Annotated in this window: 16 protein-coding genes and 1 riboswitch; of the genes, 8 read left to right on the top strand and 8 right to left on the bottom strand. The window is 68.5% G+C overall.

Annotation, left to right across the window (positions count from 1 at the left end; all coding sequences use genetic code 11):
- Nucleotides 1-6: 6 nt before the first annotated feature.
- From ACFWUR_RS19965 to ACFWUR_RS19985, 5 genes are all read right to left on the bottom strand, one after another.
- The gene (locus ACFWUR_RS19965) at nucleotides 7-666 is read right to left on the bottom strand and encodes a response regulator (protein WP_378908708.1); all 660 of its coding nucleotides are present in this window, start codon (nucleotides 664-666) and stop codon (nucleotides 7-9) included.
- A complete protein-coding gene (locus ACFWUR_RS19970; RefSeq protein ID WP_378908709.1) occupies nucleotides 654-1,904 on the bottom strand; it encodes a sensor histidine kinase in 1,251 nt (416 codons plus the stop codon). The genes ACFWUR_RS19965 and ACFWUR_RS19970 overlap by 13 nt, the downstream gene beginning before the upstream one ends.
- A gap of 7 nt (nucleotides 1,905-1,911) precedes the next feature.
- On the bottom strand, nucleotides 1,912-3,687 hold the full coding sequence (locus ACFWUR_RS19975) for a DHA2 family efflux MFS transporter permease subunit (RefSeq protein ID WP_378908710.1): 1,776 nt from the start codon (nucleotides 3,685-3,687) through the stop codon (nucleotides 1,912-1,914).
- Nucleotides 3,684-4,181 (bottom strand): MarR family winged helix-turn-helix transcriptional regulator, encoded by a 498-nt coding sequence (locus tag ACFWUR_RS19980; RefSeq protein ID WP_378908711.1) that lies wholly within the window; start codon nucleotides 4,179-4,181, stop codon nucleotides 3,684-3,686. Before ACFWUR_RS19980 ends, ACFWUR_RS19975 begins: the two co-directional genes overlap by 4 nt.
- A gap of 87 nt (nucleotides 4,182-4,268) precedes the next feature.
- Nucleotides 4,269-5,090: a crotonase/enoyl-CoA hydratase family protein gene (locus tag ACFWUR_RS19985; protein WP_378908712.1), complete on the bottom strand. Its 822-nt coding sequence runs from the start codon at nucleotides 5,088-5,090 to the stop codon at nucleotides 4,269-4,271.
- 187 nt (nucleotides 5,091-5,277) lie between these two features.
- Between ACFWUR_RS19985 and ACFWUR_RS19990 the strand changes: the two genes are divergently transcribed.
- The 3 genes from ACFWUR_RS19990 (at nucleotide 5,278) to ACFWUR_RS20000 (ending at nucleotide 7,086) form a co-directional block, all read left to right on the top strand.
- Complete coding sequence (locus tag ACFWUR_RS19990) at nucleotides 5,278-5,754, top strand: YbaK/EbsC family protein (RefSeq protein WP_378908713.1); 477 nt, start codon at nucleotides 5,278-5,280, stop codon at nucleotides 5,752-5,754.
- A gap of 175 nt (nucleotides 5,755-5,929) precedes the next feature.
- Entirely contained in the window at nucleotides 5,930-6,397 is a 468-nt protein-coding gene (locus tag ACFWUR_RS19995) for a flavin reductase family protein (RefSeq protein WP_378908783.1), read from the top strand.
- A gap of 53 nt (nucleotides 6,398-6,450) precedes the next feature.
- The gene (locus ACFWUR_RS20000) at nucleotides 6,451-7,086 is read left to right on the top strand and encodes a Uma2 family endonuclease (protein WP_378908714.1); all 636 of its coding nucleotides are present in this window, start codon (nucleotides 6,451-6,453) and stop codon (nucleotides 7,084-7,086) included.
- 111 nt (nucleotides 7,087-7,197) lie between these two features.
- Here the strand turns inward: ACFWUR_RS20000 and ACFWUR_RS20005 are convergent, their stop codons facing one another.
- On the bottom strand, nucleotides 7,198-8,514 hold the full coding sequence (locus tag ACFWUR_RS20005; protein ID WP_378908715.1) for an aminotransferase class V-fold PLP-dependent enzyme: 1,317 nt from the start codon (nucleotides 8,512-8,514) through the stop codon (nucleotides 7,198-7,200).
- Nucleotides 8,515-8,555: 41 nt separating this feature from the next.
- Nucleotides 8,556-8,670, bottom strand: a riboswitch (SAM riboswitch).
- Nucleotides 8,671-8,847: 177 nt separating this feature from the next.
- Between ACFWUR_RS20005 and ACFWUR_RS20010 the strand changes: the two genes are divergently transcribed.
- The 4 genes from ACFWUR_RS20010 to ACFWUR_RS20025 all read left to right on the top strand — a co-directional run bounded on the left by ACFWUR_RS20010 (nucleotide 8,848) and on the right by ACFWUR_RS20025 (nucleotide 16,046).
- Nucleotides 8,848-9,966, top strand: a complete 1,119-nt coding sequence (locus ACFWUR_RS20010; RefSeq protein ID WP_378908716.1) for a DUF6183 family protein — start codon at nucleotides 8,848-8,850, stop codon at nucleotides 9,964-9,966.
- 222 nt (nucleotides 9,967-10,188) lie between these two features.
- Complete coding sequence (locus tag ACFWUR_RS20015; protein ID WP_378908718.1) at nucleotides 10,189-10,623, top strand: MarR family winged helix-turn-helix transcriptional regulator; 435 nt, start codon at nucleotides 10,189-10,191, stop codon at nucleotides 10,621-10,623.
- Nucleotides 10,624-10,779: 156 nt separating this feature from the next.
- Complete coding sequence (locus tag ACFWUR_RS20020; protein WP_378908785.1) at nucleotides 10,780-14,691, top strand: Pls/PosA family non-ribosomal peptide synthetase; 3,912 nt, start codon at nucleotides 10,780-10,782, stop codon at nucleotides 14,689-14,691.
- Nucleotides 14,691-16,046 (top strand): M1 family metallopeptidase, encoded by a 1,356-nt coding sequence (locus ACFWUR_RS20025; protein WP_378908719.1) that lies wholly within the window; start codon nucleotides 14,691-14,693, stop codon nucleotides 16,044-16,046. The genes ACFWUR_RS20020 and ACFWUR_RS20025 overlap by 1 nt, the downstream gene beginning before the upstream one ends.
- Here ACFWUR_RS20025 and ACFWUR_RS20030 read toward each other — a convergent pair.
- Nucleotides 16,031-16,216: a hypothetical protein gene (locus tag ACFWUR_RS20030; RefSeq protein WP_378908721.1), complete on the bottom strand. Its 186-nt coding sequence runs from the start codon at nucleotides 16,214-16,216 to the stop codon at nucleotides 16,031-16,033. The genes ACFWUR_RS20025 and ACFWUR_RS20030 overlap by 16 nt on opposite strands.
- 38 nt (nucleotides 16,217-16,254) lie before the next feature.
- Nucleotides 16,255-16,719 (bottom strand): DUF2752 domain-containing protein, encoded by a 465-nt coding sequence (locus tag ACFWUR_RS20035; RefSeq protein ID WP_378908722.1) that lies wholly within the window; start codon nucleotides 16,717-16,719, stop codon nucleotides 16,255-16,257.
- Between the two features lie 225 nt (nucleotides 16,720-16,944).
- Between ACFWUR_RS20035 and ACFWUR_RS20040 the strand changes: the two genes are divergently transcribed.
- Complete coding sequence (locus tag ACFWUR_RS20040) at nucleotides 16,945-18,033, top strand: alpha/beta fold hydrolase (RefSeq protein ID WP_378908723.1); 1,089 nt, start codon at nucleotides 16,945-16,947, stop codon at nucleotides 18,031-18,033.
- Nucleotides 18,034-18,103: the final 70 nt, after the last annotated feature.

The following is an 18,103-nucleotide window of genomic DNA, read 5'->3' on the forward strand; positions in this document are numbered from 1 at the left end:
CGGCGGTCAGGGGCGTCCCGGGCGCGCGTCGAGGTAGGCCAGCACCGCGAGAACCCGGCGATGCCCCGATTCGTCGGCGGCGAGTCCGAGCTTGGCGAAGATGCTCCGAATATGTTTGAGCACAGCACCTTCGGTGACCACCAGGCGAGCGGCGATGGCGGAGTTGTCCTGTCCCTCGGCCATCAGCGCGAGCACTTCCCGTTCGCGAGCGGTCAGGGTGGACAGCGGGTCGTCGGCCTTGCGGCGCACCAGCAGCTGCGCGATCACCTCCGGGTCCATAGCGGTGCCACCCGCGGCGACCCGGTGCAGGGATTCGAGGAACCGGTCGACCTTGCCGACCCGTTCCTTGAGCAGGTAACCGACGCCACCGCCGCCGTCGCCGAGCAGTTCGGAGGCGTAGCTGTCCTCCACATAGGAGGACAGGACGAGCACCGGCAGGCCGGGGTGGAGGGTCCTGGCGTGTACGGCGGCGCGCAGTCCGTCGTCGGTGAACGTGGGCGGCAGGCGAACGTCGACCACCACCACGTCCGGTCGGTCGGCGGTGACGACGGCGAGGAAGTCCTCGGCATTGTCGACAGCGGCGATCACGTCTATCCCGGCCGTCTTCAACAGCAGGGCGAGGCCTTCCCGCAGGAGGGCGTCGTCCTCGGCGATCACGACCCGCACGGCAACTCCACCCGCACCACAGTAGGCCCCTGCTCCGGGCTGCTCAGCGTCATCCGCCCGTCGAGCGCCTCGGCCCTGCGCCGGATGCCCGCCAGGCCCCCACCGTCGGTCACCCGGGCCCCGCCTACACCGTTGTCGCGGATCTCGACGGTCAACAGATCGGCCGGCCCGCCCAGCGCGATCGACAGCGTGTCGGCGCCGGAGTGTTTGGTCGCGTTGGCGATGGCCTCGGCGATCACGAAATAGGCGGCGGCCTCCACCGCCATCGGTCGCCGGGTCACGCCGTTCGATTCGAACACGCACGGGATCGGGCTGCGCGCGGCCAGCGCGGAGACGGCACTGTTCAGGCCGCGATCGGAGAGCACCGGTGGGTAGACGCTGCGCACCACGTCGCGCAGTTCGGCCAGGGCCGCCGAGGCCGTGTCCTGGGCTGTGCGCACCATCCGATCGGCGGCGTCGGGGTCACGCTCGCGCAGTTGTCCGGCGAGCCCCAGCTGCATGATCACCGCGGCGATCCTGGCCTGGGCGCCGTCGTGCAGGTCGCGTTCGATGCGGCGCAGTTCGGCGCCGTGCGCGTCCAAGGCGGCCGCCCTGGTCACGGTCAGTTCGACGACCCGGTCGGCCAGCAGCGCGTTCTCATCCGGCGCGAGCAGTGCCCCCGCCAGTTTGGCCTGCGCGTTCGCCGCCTCGGGCGCACGCAGTGCGAGTGCCCCGTAGACGAGGCCGAGCACGGCGCTCACCGCGGCGGCGGTCCCCGAATCGATGATGATGCCACCACTGGACACGGTGCCGTCGGCTGTCGCACCCCAGTAGATCGGGACGGCGAGGTGCTGCACCGCACTCAGCGGTAACGCCACCGCCAGCGCGGCCAGCGGCAGTCCGATGATCGCGTGCGACACCAGCCAGCCCAGATCGCGCCGATTCGCCGGATCGGCGGCCAGCGTCGCGAGCTGATGCCGCAGGTCGCCGGTCAACGGCTGATAGGCGGACACGATCGGCGTGCCGAGCCGTTTCCCAGCCCTGCGACGCTCGAGCCCCAGCAGCGGCCGGATCAACTTGACCGCCTCCGGCAATGCGGGAATCCCGAGGCCGATCAGACTCGCCGCCGCGACGATCGCCAGCGCGACCACCGCGAACAACGACGCCACCCCGGTGAGCCCGCCCACCACCAGATAGCCGACAGCGGCGGGCAGACGACGCAACCGTCGCCGTGCACCGCCACCGCCGAATCGACTCACCCGATGATCATGCCGGGGGCGCACCCGTGTCGCCGCGACCGCCCTCGTCCTTTTCGTGCTGCTTTCCGGCCCGGGATGTGGACTGCGCGGAGGTGTCGACGAGCGCGCCGACCCCTTCTGCGGCCTTCGCGTCACCGGCGGCCTGGATCCCGCCCGACATCCGCAGCGGAACCTCCTTCCAGAACAGCACCAGCAGCAGTGCGATCAGCGCGACAGCGGCCGCGACGAGGAACACCGTCGACATCGAGTCGGCGAATCCCACCTGGAAGGGCTTGGCCAGCTCGGGGTCGAGCTGCTGGATGATCGAGCTGTCCTGCAGCACCTTCCCGGCGGCGGAGGTGTCGTGTGCGAGCAGCCCCTCGGCCAGTGCGGCGTCGACCGGGTTCGTGCTCCGGGCACCCTCGATCACAGCCTGCTGATAGGCGGGGTCGGCGGCGGAGCGCTGCATCTGCTCGGTGATGTTCGGGGTGAGCAGGGAGAACAGGATCGACAGGAACACCGCGGCGCCGAGCGTGCCGCCGATCTGGCGGAAGAAGGTCGCCGAGGCGGTCGACACACCCATGTCCTTGGGCGGCAACGCGTTCTGCAGCGCCAGTGTCAGCGGTTGCATCAGGTTGCCGAGGCCGAAGCCGGTGGCCGCCATGAACAGCATCGCCAGCCACAGCGGGCTGTCGGCGTCGAGCAGGTGCAGCAGGAACAACCCGAGCGTCAGCATGATCGCGCCGATCACCGGAAAGGCCCGGTAACGACCGGTTTTCGAGATCAGCCGACCGGACAGGATCGAACCGATCATCAGCCCCAGCACCATCGGCAGCATCTGCAATCCGGCCTCTGTCGGCCCGGCGCCACGCACCACCTGCAGGTACTGCGGCAGCAGCAGCATCCCGCCGAACATCGCCGCGCCGACCACGAACGAGATCACCACGCCGAGCGTGAAGGTCACGTTGTCGAAGATGCGCAACGGGATCAGCGCCGCGTCGCCCATGAGCTTCTCGACCGCGACGAAGCCGACCAGTCCGATCGCGCCGATCAGGTAGCAGATCACCGAGTACGTACTACCCCAACCCCATTCACGCCCCTGCTCGGCGACGATCAGCAGCGGAACGAGCCCGACCGCCAGCACCACCGCGCCCGCGAAGTCGATGCGGTGGGTGGCGTGCGGCTTGCGCGGCAGGTGCAGCACCCTGGTCACCACCACCAGGGCGAGCAGCCCCAGCGGCACGTTCACCAGGAACACCCAGCGCCAGCCGGTGATGCCGAGGATGGTGTCCTGCCCGGCGAGCAGACCGCCCAGCACCGGCCCCAGCACGCTCGAAACGCCGAAGACCGCGAGGAAATAGCCCTGGTAGCGGGCACGTTCGCGGGGTCCGATGATGTCGCCCATGATGGCCAGTGCCAACGACATCAGCCCGCCCGCGCCGAGTCCTTGGAACGCGCGGAACGCGGCCAGCTGATACATCGAGGTAGCCAACGTGCACAGCAGGGAACCGACGATGAACAGGCCGATCGCCGTCAGGAAGAACGGCTTTCGGCCGAACATGTCCGAGAGTTTGCCGTAGAGCGGCGTACTGATCGTCGCCGTGATCAGGTAGGCCGTGGTCGCCCAGGCCTGGAGCGAGTAGCCGTCCAGGTCGTCGGCGATGGTGCGGATGGAGGTCGACACGATCGTCTGATCGAGTGAGGCCAGCAGCATGCCGAGCATCAAGCCGGACAGGATGGTGAGGATCTGGCGGTGCGTGAAGCCGGCGGGCGAGTCCACCGTGGGCACGGCTGTGGTTGTCACGAATCGTTCTCCGTCGAGATAGCGCTCAGAGCGTGCGGTCGGGCGAGCAGAGCCGCGCGGGTGTGGTCGTAGTCGTCCACGAAGCGGGTCAGCAGCCCGGCGAAACTCGCGCGGTCGGCCGATGACCATTGCTCGGTGATGGTCGCGATGCTGTCCTGCCTGCGCGCACGGATGCGCGCGGCCACCTCGCGACCTTCGTCGGTGGCTTGCAGCACGGTCGCGCGGCCGTCGTCGGGGTCGGCGGTACGCACCACCAGGCCCCGCTCGACCAGTTGCGCGACCTGCCTGCTCACCGTCGACGCGTCCGAATGCACCGCTTCGGCCAGCGCCCCCGAGCGCATCGCGCCGTCACACACCAGCCGGAACAGCACGACGAAACCGGCCGGGTCGATTCCCGAGCGGTCCTTGATCTGGGCCAGCGACCGGTCGCGCAGGCGATGCAGCCGGACGAGCTGGGACGCGATCACGTCGATCGCCTGCTCGAACTCGCTCATGTGCCACCTTTACTTGCATCAAACAATTAGTTGTGTGATGCAAGTATGTGGGCAGACCGGTTGCCGGGGCAACCGTTTGAACTACCTTTACTCGCCCTTGAACTCCGGGGTCCGCTTCTGGAACACCGCCGTCATCGCCTCGGTGAGGTCCTTCGACGCCAGGAACGCCGCGTTCCACGTCGACACATAGCGCAGGCCGTCGGCCACCGCCGGACTGGTCCGCTGCTCGAGCACGTCCTTGATGCCCTGCACCACCAGCGGCGGGTTGCCTGCGATCTCGCGAGCCATCGCGTGCGCGGCTGCCAGCACGGCCTCCTGATCGTCGAACACCTCGTTCACCAGGCCCATCCGCTCGGCGCGCACCGCGTCGATGTCCTTGGCGGTGAAGGCCAGCTCACGCAGATTGCCCTCGCCGATGATGCCGGGCAGCCGCTGCAGCGACCCGATGTCGGCCACGATCGCGACCTTCGCCTCGCGCAGGCTGAACTTGGCATCCGCGCTGGCCAGGCGGATGTCGGCAGCCGCGATCAGGTCGAGGCCACCGCCGATGCACCACCCGGAAACCGCGGCGATCACCGGCTTGGTGCATTCGGCCAACGCCGTCACCGACGCCTGCATCCGGCGGACCTCCTTGAGGAACTCCGTGCGCGGCGCCGCCTTCGCGTCGTCGGCCAGCACCGGCGCCAGTGTCCCCGCGGTCGCGGCCAGGTCGAGACCGTAGGAGAAGTGCTTGCCCGATCCCGTGACGACCACGGCCCGCACCTGCGGATCTGTGTCGAGCTCGGCGAAGACCTCCGGCAACTCGCGCCAGAAATCGGGTCCCATCGCGTTGCCCTTACCCGGCCCGGTCAGCGTGACCTGGGCAACGTTGTCGGCGATCTCGACGGTAAAGGCCTTCCATTCACTCATGCCCTGGATTATCGCCTGCCGTCCATCTCCTCGAGGCCCCAGCCCTGCGCACCTCGGATCCGCCACACCACCGAACCCTGCCCGAGGCGGGTCCGTCGCGCGACGGCGGACAACCAAACCTCGAAGTCTCGTTCCCAGACCCTCAGTAACACAGCACATTCCCCGCAATCCCTCTACTCTGGATGACATGCGCAGGTCGTCATTGCCGCCGGTCGCATGCCGGGTCGCGGAAACTCTCATCGCCCGCGGGCACCACGGCGTCATCGTCTGCCCCGAGACGCCGGCGCTCACCGCGGCCGATGCCGCGCGCGCCATGGGCGCCCACCCCACCGCGATCCTCACCGCCCAGGTCTTCCTCCTCGACAACGACCCCGTCCTGCTCCTGGTGGCCGATCACCACCGCGTCGACCTCGCCCGCACCGGCAAACGCCTCGAAGGCACCCTCACCCCCGCCCCCACAGCCCTGGTCGAACGCATCACGGGCCAGCCCATCGACGGCACCGCCCCCCTGGGCCACCCCACCAACCTCCCCACCTGGGTCGACACCGCCCTGGCCGCGCACCCTGAGATCTGGGCAGCCGGGGGGCACCCGAACACGTTGTTCCGCACCAACTTTCGCGAACTCGTCCGCATCACCGCGGGACTGCCTCTCGAGATCGACTGAGTCCGGTTTCCCCTGCCGTTCGCGTGGAGTCGGATCACACGGACACCGCGGGCGTGAGGACACCCCGCGAGCGCGGGCGTAGGTTGGGGCGGTGGGCGATGTGCAACCTTCTGAGACCGGACTGGTGGTTCCCGACGATCTGAGTGGGATCACCGCCGAGCAGTATCGAGCTTCGATGCGCCACTACCCGGCGGGCGTCACGGTGGTGACGCTCGGGGCGCAGAGCGGACCCGTGGGTTTCACGGCGACCTCGTTCGCCTCGCTGTCGCTGGAACCGCCCCTGGTGTCGTTCAACATCGCGCACAAGTCGTCGAGCATCGACGCACTGCGAGCCGCGGACTCGGTGGTCATCCATTTCCTGGGCGAACACCAACAACACCTGGCCCACCGCTTCTCCCGCACAGCAGCCGACCGCTTCACCGACCGCTCCCTCTGGACCACCCTCGACACCGGCGAACCAGTGCTGCACGGCACCCCCATCTGGCTGCGCACCACGCTGCACAAACTCATCGACCTCGGCGACCACACCCTCGCCGTCGGCTTGGTCACCCGCGTCCACGACCAAACCGAGGAGTCTCCCTCAGCAGCACCGCTGCTGTACTACAACGGCAAATACCACCGCCCCACCGCACTCGACACCTGATCGGATCGTCGACGTCGACCGGTGGGTGGCCCGCTCCGGCTAGTGCTGGTCCGGTGAGCGAGGCATACGACTGGTCGTGGTTGCGCGCCGGTGTTCCGGGTATAGACCTGGACACGTATCTGGCGCTGCCGGACGACCTCGCTCGGGTGATCGAGGTCAAAGACGGCCTGCTGGTGCACTGCGACTCACCCTCGCCGAATCACATCGCCATCGCCGACGTGATCAAACAGTCCCTACGGGAAGCGATCCGCAAACGCGGCACCGGGCAACCCTGCCTGAAGGCCAGCGGCGAACTGGACATGCTGGTCTCCGAGGTCCCGTTCAACTTCCGTCGCCCCGACGCCATCGTGTACCGCTGCATCGAAGACCCCCGCGACAAGTGGAAGACCACACCGACAGCGGGCGACACTCTTCTGGTCGTCGAAGTGGTATCTCCGGCGACGGTTACCGCCGATTGTGTGGACAAACGAGCGGAATACGCCCGTCTGGGTATCGAGCAGTACTGGATCGTCCGCATGGAGAACAACGACGGCCGCGTGAAGTCCATCGAGATCCTCCGCCTCAATACCGCAGGCGCCTATGTCACCACCGAAACCCGTTTCCGCTCCCACAGCTCCACCGCGATCGCGATCTCCGACCCACTCGACGTCACCATCACCTGGGACGCCCTCGACGCGGACCTCGACTGACATCCGTCGGACAACAGCTCCCAGCAGGCTGTTTGATCCGATCACCGGATATCGGCCGCCGAGAACAGTTCTCAACGGCCGACACTCGACTCGATATCGCGAACTACCGATTCAGCCGATCAGGCACGGGGCCGCGCCGTCGGGGGACGAGGCGGTGAGCGGGCGGGTTTCGGGGGTGGGGTTCCAGTGGCCGTCGGTGGCGGCGTAGGTCCAGGCGGGGCCGTCGGCGACCAGGGTGGCGACGGCGTCGATCAGGCGGTCGACGTCGGTAGCGGTGGTGCCGAGGCCGATGCTGGCGCGGAGGGCCGCATCGATACCCAGGCTCGCCAGGAGCGGATGGGCGCAGAATCGGCCGTCGCGGACGCCGATGGCGTGTTCGGCCGAGAGGTACGCGGCGACTTGACCTGGGGCGTAGTCGGCGAGGGTGAAGGCGACGATGCCCACGCAGTCGGGGCTGTCGGACCAGATGTTGACCAGGTTCACGCCGGGGATCGCGGCCAGGCCGTCGCGGAGACGGTCGGCCAGGAAGCGTTCGTGGGCGATCAGTTCGGCTGGTTCGATGGCGGCGAGCGCGTCGCAGGCGGCGGCAATGGCGGCCGCACCCAACACATTCGGCGAACCGCCCTCGTGCCGCTGCGGCGCGCAAGCCCATTCGACTTCGGCCACACCGACATCGCGTACCGCGCCGCCGCCGGCGAGATACGGCTCGCCCGCGTCGAGCCAGTCCCGCCGACCCACGAGCACACCCGATCCGAACGGCGCGTAGAGCTTGTGCCCGGAGAACGCGAGGTAGTCGATCCCCGTCTCGCGCAGCGAGATCCGCCGATGCGGAGCCAGCTGCGCGGCGTCGACGAGGATGCGCGCGCCGCACAGGTGGGCGATGGTCGCGAGGCGTTGCAGCGGCAGCACTTCACCGGTGACGTTGGACGCCCCGGTCACCGCGAGCAGCGCGGCGGGCTTGCTGCACAGCTCGGCGACGACACGGTGAATCGTCTCCTCGACGGTGTCGGCGGCCCGCACGACCCGCCGACCGCGCTCGGTCCACGGCAGAAAGTTCGCGTGGTGCTCGATATCGAGCACCACGGTCTCCCCCGGCACGCACCCGGCCAGCAGGTTCAGCGAATCGGTGGTGTTGCGGGTGAAGACCACCACCTGGTCGTCGTCGGCATCGAGGAAGCGGGCGACCGCGCCACGCGAAGCCTCGTAGCACTCGGTCGAGATCCGCGAGGCGTACCCCGCACCCCGGTGCACGCTGGCGTAGAAGGGCAGCAACTGCGAAATCCGGTCGGTGACCTGCTTCAACGCGGGCGCACTCGCCGCGTAGTCGAAGTTGGCGTAGGAACTGGTGCCGCCCTGAACGAGCGGTACGCGCAGGTCGGCGCCGGAAACAGCGGCGACGGCGCAGGTGGGGTCGATTATAGCAGTCATGACGAAATCCCGTCGGCTCAGGGACCCGCTCCAGAAGAGGTGGTCCGCGCTTGCCGCGCCCGATTCGGACGTCGGCCAGGTCGTCACCCGGAGCACCCCACCGCGGAGGAGGGTTGCCGACCAGCAAGCCGGGGCTGAACGCTGGTACTCGTGACCTAAACCGAGAGTGGCAGACGATCGCCGAACCTGTCAACCACCCGTTCGCGAGTCGCCGCGAACCGGCGGCACTTCCCTGCCTGTCCGAACGCTCGCCGAGGGCTGGGCGCACGCATCCGCCGAGTAGCTGGACAACGGTGGTCCGCAGGCCTGCTCCGCGATACGTACGCTGGGCTCGTGCAGGCCGAAATCGACCACATCATCGGTGAGTTTCCCCAGTTGACCGACTTTCGCGGCATTCGGGATCGCATCGAAAGAAGCGTTGCCGCAGGCGATATCGAGTTCGTCGTCGCACTGGGCAGTACCGCGGCGGCGACATACGGCGCCCGGAACTGGATCGTCGACGACTGCTCGAGAACGCTGCTGCACGCATCGACTCCGGAGAAGGTGGCGGCGGCTCTTCGGATAGTGGCGGCGACGAAGCCCGAGAAGAAGCAGGCGGGTCCACTGGCGGCGAGGCTGGCCGGGTCGCTCGAACCCGAGGATGCGATCGCCGCGTTCGCTCAGGCGGGTGCGGTGGGGCCGATCGCGGACGAGCTGCGTGCCTGCCTGCTACACGAGTTCATCCTGCGCGGCATCACCGTGACCGAGCACGATGAGATCCTGCGGTGGGCGAGTTCAGCGCACTGGTCGGGTCATCCGCTGCGCGCGCTTCCACTGGAACGCACGCCTTACGAGAACAGCCTTGCCCTGCGCCAATTCAACAAGCACGGTTCCAGTGTCGGGCTGCCGTTCTCCGCCGACGACTCCCCCGCGCTGAGCAGACACACCCGGCTCGCGCTCCCCCGCGCCGAGGAAACGACCGAGCCCGCGGTTGCCGCCCAGCTCGAGCAGGCTGTCGCGAACTGGCAGCGAGAATCCAACGGGCGCATCGAGGCCCGCACCTTCGCGCTCCGCAGCATCCCCGACCCGACCACTACCGCGGCCCTGCTGGACACCTTGTCGCTGGAGTGCCTGCGCGCCCGACACCCGTCGGCCACCGAACTGGTGGTCACCCCGTCGACACCCGCACGGGTCTGGTCGATCCTGTTCGCCGCCGCGGCCAACGGCGGCGCCTACAACTCCGGCGCGGGCGCCGCCTTCGGCCGTCTCCACGCCTGGCGGTCACTCGGCGCACTGTGTGGTGCGACCGAGTTCGACGCCGTCGACCACATCGCCCGCCTCGCCGAGGACTGCCACTGGTACACCTTCGAGGCCGATACCGCCTGGTTCGAGCGCGTCGCGTGGGATATCGGCATCGCCGTCCTCACCCCCGAGCCGACCCTGTCCGTCCTCGCCGCCACCGACACCGACTGACAGGTCCACCACGGCCGACGAGCCCGGTCGGCCTCGGCCCGCGGCGGTACCGCCCAGGGATGCGCCGGTCCGCGATCCCCCGCGGCCCGCCATCCCGGTCGGAGATTCAGCGCGACAATTGCCCCGAGTTGCCTGCTTACACCCAGTTCTCAACCATCTGATCACCCCATGATGGACACACGAGATGATTGGGCCACTCCACCATTTGCTAGAGTTCCTCTCATGTCCACGAACACGAACTCCGTCCGCGGCCTGCCGCGCTACCCGGTGTACGCGCTCGGACGGCTCACCAAGGCGCTGCACGCCGAGATCGACCTCCCGTTGCGCGATCACTGGGTGCTCACCTTCATCTCCGAAAACGCCGACCTGACGCAGAAGAAGGTGGGCGACGCGCTCGGTATCGACCGCAGCGAAGTCGTCCGCCTGATCGATGCGCTGGAACGCGCCGACCTGGTCGAACGCACCCGCGACGGCACCGATCGGCGCAAATATCGGCTCCGGATCACCGAGGCCGGGCGCAAGCAGTGCAAGCGCACCGACAAGCTGATCGCCGAGGCCACCGCGCGCGTGCTCAGCCGCCTCGACGAAGACGAACAGCGGATGCTGCACCGGCTGGCGGTCACCGCCCTCGGCGAGCTGCCGGAATCGCCGTCGTGATCAGCGCCGACGGCGCGCCTGTGGCTGCCGTCCGGCCATACCGACTCCGAGTACCGTTGGCATCTGGTGACCATCCTGTTTGCCCTCCGGTAACCCGATCATGAAACAACAGACACCACCGATGGGGGTCAACCGATGAGAGGTGGACTGAGCACGATGCTCGAGCCACGCACTGAGGTACCGGCGGTCCTGCGCGACCCGCTGTTGCGCGCGGATCTCGCCGCGCCGCCGCGCACCCTGGTCGACATCCTGACCAGCACCGCCCTCGCCCACCCCGACGCGCCGGCCATCGACGACGGCACCGTGGTGCTCAGCTACATGGAGTTGATCACCACCATCGAGGCCAGGATGGCCGAGCTCACCGAAGCGGGCGTGCGACCTGGCGACCGGGTGGGCGTGCGGATGCCGTCGGGCTCCGCCGCGCTGTACGTGACGATCCTGGCCGTGCTCTACTGCGGCGCCGCCTATGTACCCGTCGACGCCGACGATCCCGAGGAGCGCGCCAAGCTCGTCTTCGGTGAGGCCAGGGTGAGCGCGATCGCCACCGGCGAGGGCATCGAGTCGGCCACCACCGCCGAAGGCGAGCACGACTGGAACACCCTGCCAACCTCCGCCGACGACGCGTGGATCATCTTCACCTCCGGCTCCACCGGCACCCCCAAAGGTGTCGCGGTGACCCATCGCAACGCCGCCGCGTTCGTCGACGCCGAGGCGCGGCTGTTCCTACGCGAGGCCCCGATCGGCCCCGGCGACCGCGTGCTGGCCGGGCTGTCGGTGGCCTTCGACGCCTCCTGTGAGGAAATGTGGCTGGCCTGGCGCCACGGCGCCTGCCTGGTCCCGGCCCCGCGCGACCTGGTGCGCACCGGCGCCGACCTCGGCCCGTGGCTGATGCGACGCGAGATCAGCATCGTCTCCACGGTGCCGACACTCGCCGCGACCTGGCCCGCCGAGGCACTGGAGTCGGTGCGGCTGTTGATCTTCGGTGGCGAAGCCGTGCCGCCGGAGCTGGCCGAGCGACTGGCCGGCGCCGACCGCGAAGTATGGAACACCTACGGCCCCACCGAGGCCACCGTCGTCGCCTGTGCCGCGCTGCTCACCGGCGAGATGCCCGTGCGGATCGGTCTGCCGCTCGACGGGTGGGATCTGGCCGTCGTCGACCCGCAGGGCAACCCGGTGGCCGAAGGCGAGACCGGCGAACTGGTGATCGGTGGCGTCGGCCTGGCCCGCTACCTCGATCCCGCCAAGGATGCCGAGAAGTACGCTGCGCTGCCCTCGCTCGGTTGGGAACGCGCCTATCGCAGTGGCGATCTGGTGCGCAAGGACCACCAGGGCCTGATCTTCCTCGGCCGCGCCGACGACCAGATCAAGATCGGCGGTCGGCGCATCGAACTCGGCGAGCTCGACAACGCGCTCCAGCATCTGCCCGGGGTCAGTGGGGCGGCGGCCGCCATCCGAACCACCAAGGCGGGCAACAAGATCCTGGTCGGCTACCTCACCGGCGCCGGTCCTGATTTCGACGTGAAGAAGGCCAGAGAGATTCTGGCCGAACAGCTTCCGGCTCCGCTGGTGCCGCGCCTGGCGATCGTGGCCGACCTGCCGACCCGCACCTCCGGCAAGGTCGACCGCGACGCCCTGCCCTGGCCACTGCCCAGCAGCGACGAGCCCGCCGAGACGGGACTGTCCGGCACAGCGGCCTGGGTGGCGAACCTGTGGGACGCGATCCTCGGCGCCGAAGCCACCGACCTGGACGCGGATTTCTTCGACCTCGGCGGCGGCTCGCTGTCGGCGGCGCAACTCGTCGGCGCGTTGCGCGAGCGGTACCCGCACGTCACCGTCGCCGATCTCTACGACCACCCGCGCCTCGGCTCGCTGGTCGAACTGCTCGACGGCAGCGCACCGGTCGCGGCCGTCGACGTGCGAGTCGTGACACCGACACCGTTGCGCGCGCAGATCACCCAGGTGCTGGCCACGATTCCGCTGACCACCCTCACCGGCTTGCAGTGGGTCACCTGGCTCACCGTCGTGTCGGGCATCGCGGGCTGGTCGGGGTCGCTGCCGTGGCTGCCGCGCCTGTCGTGGTGGTGGATTCTGCTGGCGTTCGTGCTGTTCATCTCGCCGATCGGCCGGATGACGATCTGTGTGGCAGGCGCCCGTCTCCTGCTCGCCGGGTTGCGTCCCGGTTCCTACCCTCGTGGCTCGGCGGTGCACTTGCGATTGTGGGCCGCGGTGCGGCTGTCCGAAGCCAGCGGTGCCGAAAGCCTGTCCGGCGCACCGCTGATGGTTCCGTTCGCGCGCGCACTCGGCGCGAAGATCGGCAAGGGCGTAGACCTGCACAGCCTGCCCCCGGTCACCGGCATGCTCGAACTGGGCGACGGCGCCAGCGTCGAACCCGAAGTCGACTTGTCCGGCTACTGGATGGACGGCGACCTCGTGCACATCGGCGGCATCACCATCGGTGACGGCGCGGTGATCGGCGCGCGTTCGATCCTGCTGCCCGGCACCAAGATCGGCAAGAAGGCCGAGATCGCGCCCGGCTCCGCCGTCTCGGGCAAGGTCAAGGGTGAACAGGAGTGGGCGGGTTCGCCTGCCACCAAGACCGGTAAGGCACCGCGCCGCTGGCCCGACCACTCCCCTGAACGCGCCAGGCATTGGCTTGTCGTGTTCGGCCTGTCGTCGATGGTGCTGGCCGCGATGCCCGTGTTCGGCCTCGCCGTCGGCGGCACCTTCATCGCCTGGTGGGTCCGCGAGGAGACCACCGTCGGCGCCGCCGCCCTGCGTGGCTTCGCCGTGCTGCCGTTCGCCACGCTGCTCAGCCTCGGGGTGTACGCCGTGGCCACCGTGCTCGCGGTGCGACTGCTCAGCATCGGTTTGCGCGAGGGCTACCACCCGGTGCGCAGCCGGACCGGCTGGCAGGTGTGGGCCACCGAACGCCTGCTCGACTCCGCGCGCACCTTCCTGTTCCCGCTCTACGCCAGCCTGCTCACCCCGGTCTGGCTGCGGCTGCTCGGCGCGAAGATCGGCAAGAACGTCGAGGCGTCGACCGTGCTGATGCTGCCCAAGTTCACCGTGATCTCCGACGGCGCGTTCCTGGCCGACGACACCATGATCGGCAGCTACGAACTCGGCGGCGGCTGGCTGCGCATCGGCGAATCCAAGGTCGGCAAGCGCGCCTTCCTCGGCAACTCCGGGATGACCGCGCCCGGACGTCGCGTCCCGAAAAACGGCCTGGTCGCGGTGCTCTCGGCCGCGCCGAACAAGGCCAAAGCGGGCTCGTCCTGGCTGGGCAGCCCGCCGGTGCGGCTTCGGCGCGCGACCGAATCCAGCGACACCTCACGCACATTCGATCCGCCGCTGCGATTGAAGCTGGCGCGGGCCTTCGTGGAGACCTGCCGGTTGATCCCGGTGATGGTGACCTTCGCCATCGGCCTCGGCGTGCTGCTCGTGCTGGCACTGATCGCCCAGCACACCGACTACCTGGTCGCCGCGCTCGTCTCCGGGCTGGTACTGATGGGTGCGGGCGCGCTCGCCGGTGCGATCGCGATCGCCGCGAAGTGGTTGATAGTCGGGCGAATTCGCGCGGTGGAGTATCCGCTGTGGAGCTCGTTCGTGTGGCGCAACGAGGTCTCCGACGCCTTCGTCGAGACCGTCGCGGCGCCGTGGTTCGCGCGGGCCGCCACGGGTACTCCGGTGATGAATCTGTGGCTGCGCGGACTCGGAGCCAAGATCGGTCGCGGGGTATGGTGCGAGTCCTACTGGCTACCGGAGGCGGACCTGGTGACACTCGGTGACGGCGCGACCGTGGAGCGTGGCTGTGTGGTGCAAACGCACCTGTTCCACGACCGCATCATGTCGATGGACACGGTGACCCTCGAAGCGGGCGCCACCCTCGGACCGCACTGCGTCGCCCTGCCCGCCGCCCATATCGGCGCGGGCGCCACCATCGGACCGGCCTCGCTCGTCATGCGCGGCGACGTGGTTCCCCCGTCGACGCGCTGGTGGGGCAACCCCATCTCGCACTGGACCGATCCCGCCGTGACGCGGGAGTCGAGGCAGCGCGGAGCTGCCTGATGCGGAGCAAGTTCTACGAGGATCCCATCGATCACTACCTGCCGCAGAACGGCAATCGTGGCTACCGCGCGTCCCGCTACGAGTTGGAGCTGAGCTACAAACCGGCCAGCAACCGGCTCGCCGGGCGCGCGGTGGTGATCGCGGTGACCACGACGGTGCGACCGTGGTTCACCCTCGACATGTCGCAGGCGTTGATGGTGTCGAAGGTGCTCGTCAACGGGTCGAAGGCGGTGAAGTTCGTCCATCAGCAGGGCAAGCTCGCGGTGACACCGCAGCAGAAGATCCCCGCCGGTGGCGTTCTCGAGATCACCGTCCATTACGCGGGCACCCCCAAACCGGTGCGCGGAGCGTGGGGCGAGGTCGGCTGGGAAGAGCTCACCGAGGGCGCGCTGGTCGCGAGCCAGCCCAACGGCGCCGCCTCCTGGTTCCCGTGTGACGACCACCCGAGTTCCAAAGCGTCCTACCGCATTTCGATCACCACCGACAGCCCCTTCTACGCCCAGGCCAACGGCGCCCTGGTCGGCAAGCAGGCCAAGGCCAGCCAGACCACCTGGGTCTATGAGATGGCCGAGCCGATGGCGAGCTATCTGGCGACGATCCAGATCGGCAACTACCGCAGGTACCGGGTCGGCGCGGTCGGCGAACCGGTGCCGATGCACGCCGTCATCCCGCCGCGCTTGCGGGTGAACTTCGACCACGACTTCGCGCGGCAGCCCGAGATGATGGCGCTGTTCACCGAGAAGTTCGGGCCGTACCCGTTCGACGACTACACCGTGGTCGTCACCGACGACGAACTCGATATCCCGATCGAGGCGCAGGGCATCTCGATCTTCGGCGCCAACCACTGCGACGGCAAGCGTGGCGCCGAACGTCTTGTCGCGCATGAACTCGCGCATCAGTGGTTCGGCAACAGCCTCACACTGAGGCAGTGGCAAGACATCTGGCTGCACGAAGGCTTCGCCTGTTACGCGGAATGGATCTGGTCCGAAGCGTCCGGTGGGCCGACGGCCGATCAGTTGGCGCGAGCCGCCCGAGCCAACCTGGCGCGTCAGCCGCAGGACATCGTCGTCGGCGATCCGGGCCCCAAGGACATGTTCGACGACCGCGTCTACAAACGTGGGGCTCTCACGCTGCACGCCCTGCGCCTGGAACTGCGCGATCACCTGTTCTTCGAACTGATCAGGGAGTGGACCGCGCGCTACCGGCACTCCTCTATCACCACGGAGGAATTCGTCGACCTGGCCGGTCACTACAGCGTGACGCCGTTGCGCGGGCTGTTCGCGATCTGGCTCGGGACCAAGCCGCTGCCGCAACTACCGCCGCTGGGCGGGCAGGCGCATCAGAACACCAGATAGCGCAGGGCCAGTTCCTCGACGAGCGGATCCCCGGTCGGCACCATCTCGAGCGCCGCGAGGTCGTCGGCCACCGAGATGGTCCGCGCGTCGTCCTGCTCGGGGTCGGGTCCGTCCTCGGCGAGCCGACGCTGCAATTTCTGTCGGACCCTGTCTTTCAGTGAATCGGCCATGAATTCGGGTTGCCCGGTAATCGGCCTGCGAACCAGGGTCAGACGGGGGTGAGCCACGTTCCCCACGGCGTATTGCGGAGCACGGTATAGAAGGCGAGGAGGCCGAAGAACGACCACACGGTCACCGCGCTGAGGCCTGGCAGGCGCCATCGTTGCCCACGGCGAGCGCGCAGCATCCAGTCGATGACGAAGACCGCGAACGCGAGGGTGAGCGGCACGGCGAGCAGGTTGCTGTGTAGCGAGTCGACGATGTTGCCGTCGGTGAGGTTGTGCATCGCGCGCATGCCGCCGCACCCGGGGCAGTACACCCCGAACAGCACGTAGACCGGGCACAGGCCGTAGGAACCCTCGACGTGCGGGTCACGGAAATGCAGCAGTGCCAGGGTGCCGACGCCGAGACCAGCGGCGATCAAGGGTGGTGTCATCCGCTGCCAGGTCGAGCGCGGGGCACCCCGATGGGGGTCTGCGCCGGAAAACTCGCCCGTGACGTGCGTTTTGTCCACTCCCCTACGGTAGCGGGGGCCGATCGACGCCGCCAGCGCGCGCCTGGCGCGAACGATGCCCGATTGTGCTGTTTCCGTGTAATCATTCGCCGAATCCTGGCGATTTCACAGTGTCAGCACCTCCGGTGTCACAGTTCACAACAACTGGGACACTGTGACCCGCTAACACTAGCTAGCACCCGAGCTCGCACTGTACGGTGGCCTACGACACAAAGGAGTGCCGACATGCTTGCGAAGTCGATGATGACGTTCGCGGCAGCGCGATCCATGGTCTCTCACCTCGAGACCGGCGCACTGACCGCACAGTTCCGTGCCGCCCTGCGGACCCGCAGTTTCGCTACCGCGAAGCTGAACGCCCCCACCGCCGAGCACCGGGTCGTGCCGGTGACCACCGCGGACGGCGCACAACTGCGAGTCCACGTCTACGGTCCCGAAACCGCCCCCGCCCTGGTTCTCGTCCACGGCTGGGCCTGCAGTATCGAATACTGGAATCCGCAGATCAACGCCTTCGCCGGCGAGTATCGCGTGGTCAGCTACGACCAGCGCGGCCACGGCGAGTCCACCCTCGGCACCGCCGCCCCCAGCGAACACACCCTGGCCGACGACCTGTCGGCCGTCCTCGACGCGACGCTGCGGACGGACGAGAAGGCAGTGCTGGCCGGGCACAGCATGGGCGGACTCACCATCCAGGCCTGGGCCAAGCATCACCCCGAGCAGGTGTCGCGGCGCGCGGCCGCCGTGCTGCTGGCCAACACCGCCAATGCCGCCATCCGCGGTGAAACCGACATGCTGCCGATGCTGAACAAGCAGCTCACGGTCGCCCAGTACCCGGTCACCCTGCTCGGCGCGCCGGTGCGGATGCCACAGCCGGTCAGCGAGTCGCTGCTGTTCGCACCGCTGCCGATCCCCGGCGGCTGGCTCACCCAGCAGGTGTTCCGCACGCGCATTCTCACCCCCGAGGCCACCGCCGACGAGGTCGACTTCGCGATGGGCATCATCCGCTCCTGCCGTCCGGTCGCGCGGGGACGCCACGCCGCCGCCATGGCCGACATGGATCTGTCGGCGGGCACCGCCAATCTCACTGTGCCGACCACCGTGATCGCCAGCGCCAAGGACCGGCTGCTCCCGCCGCGCATGTCGCGCCCGATCGTCGACACCCTGCGCGGCACCGGCCACCTGGCCGATTTCCACCTGCTGCCGCACGGCCACCTCAGCAATGTCGAGGACACCGAAGCTTTCGACGCCGTGCTGCACCAGATCCTGCGCAGCTCCATGAACTCTCGGGCCACCCGCCGCAACGTCGCCGCACGCTGACCCGAGTCAGTTCTCCTGAGACCGATCAACGGCGATCGGCTCAGGGGTAACCGCGAAGAAGGCCCCCGAC

This window comes from Nocardia sp. NPDC058633, from assembly GCF_042717045.1.
Taxonomy (GTDB): domain Bacteria; phylum Actinomycetota; class Actinomycetes; order Mycobacteriales; family Mycobacteriaceae; genus Nocardia.

Coding starts and splice junctions, on each gene's coding strand:
- ACFWUR_RS19985 (WP_378908712.1), bottom strand. CDS start 5,090: ATGAGTGAATGGAAGGCCTTTACCGTCGAGATCGCCGACAACGTTGCC.
- ACFWUR_RS20040 (WP_378908723.1), top strand. CDS start 16,945: ATGCTTGCGAAGTCGATGATGACGTTCGCGGCAGCGCGATCCATGGTC.
- ACFWUR_RS20020 (WP_378908785.1), top strand. CDS start 10,780: ATGCTCGAGCCACGCACTGAGGTACCGGCGGTCCTGCGCGACCCGCTG.
- ACFWUR_RS20025 (WP_378908719.1), top strand. CDS start 14,691: ATGCGGAGCAAGTTCTACGAGGATCCCATCGATCACTACCTGCCGCAG.
- ACFWUR_RS19990 (WP_378908713.1), top strand. CDS start 5,278: ATGCGCAGGTCGTCATTGCCGCCGGTCGCATGCCGGGTCGCGGAAACT.
- ACFWUR_RS19995 (WP_378908783.1), top strand. CDS start 5,930: ATGCGCCACTACCCGGCGGGCGTCACGGTGGTGACGCTCGGGGCGCAG.
- ACFWUR_RS20030 (WP_378908721.1), bottom strand. CDS start 16,216: ATGGCCGATTCACTGAAAGACAGGGTCCGACAGAAATTGCAGCGTCGG.
- ACFWUR_RS19980 (WP_378908711.1), bottom strand. CDS start 4,181: ATGAGCGAGTTCGAGCAGGCGATCGACGTGATCGCGTCCCAGCTCGTC.
- ACFWUR_RS20015 (WP_378908718.1), top strand. CDS start 10,189: ATGTCCACGAACACGAACTCCGTCCGCGGCCTGCCGCGCTACCCGGTG.
- ACFWUR_RS20005 (WP_378908715.1), bottom strand. CDS start 8,514: ATGACTGCTATAATCGACCCCACCTGCGCCGTCGCCGCTGTTTCCGGC.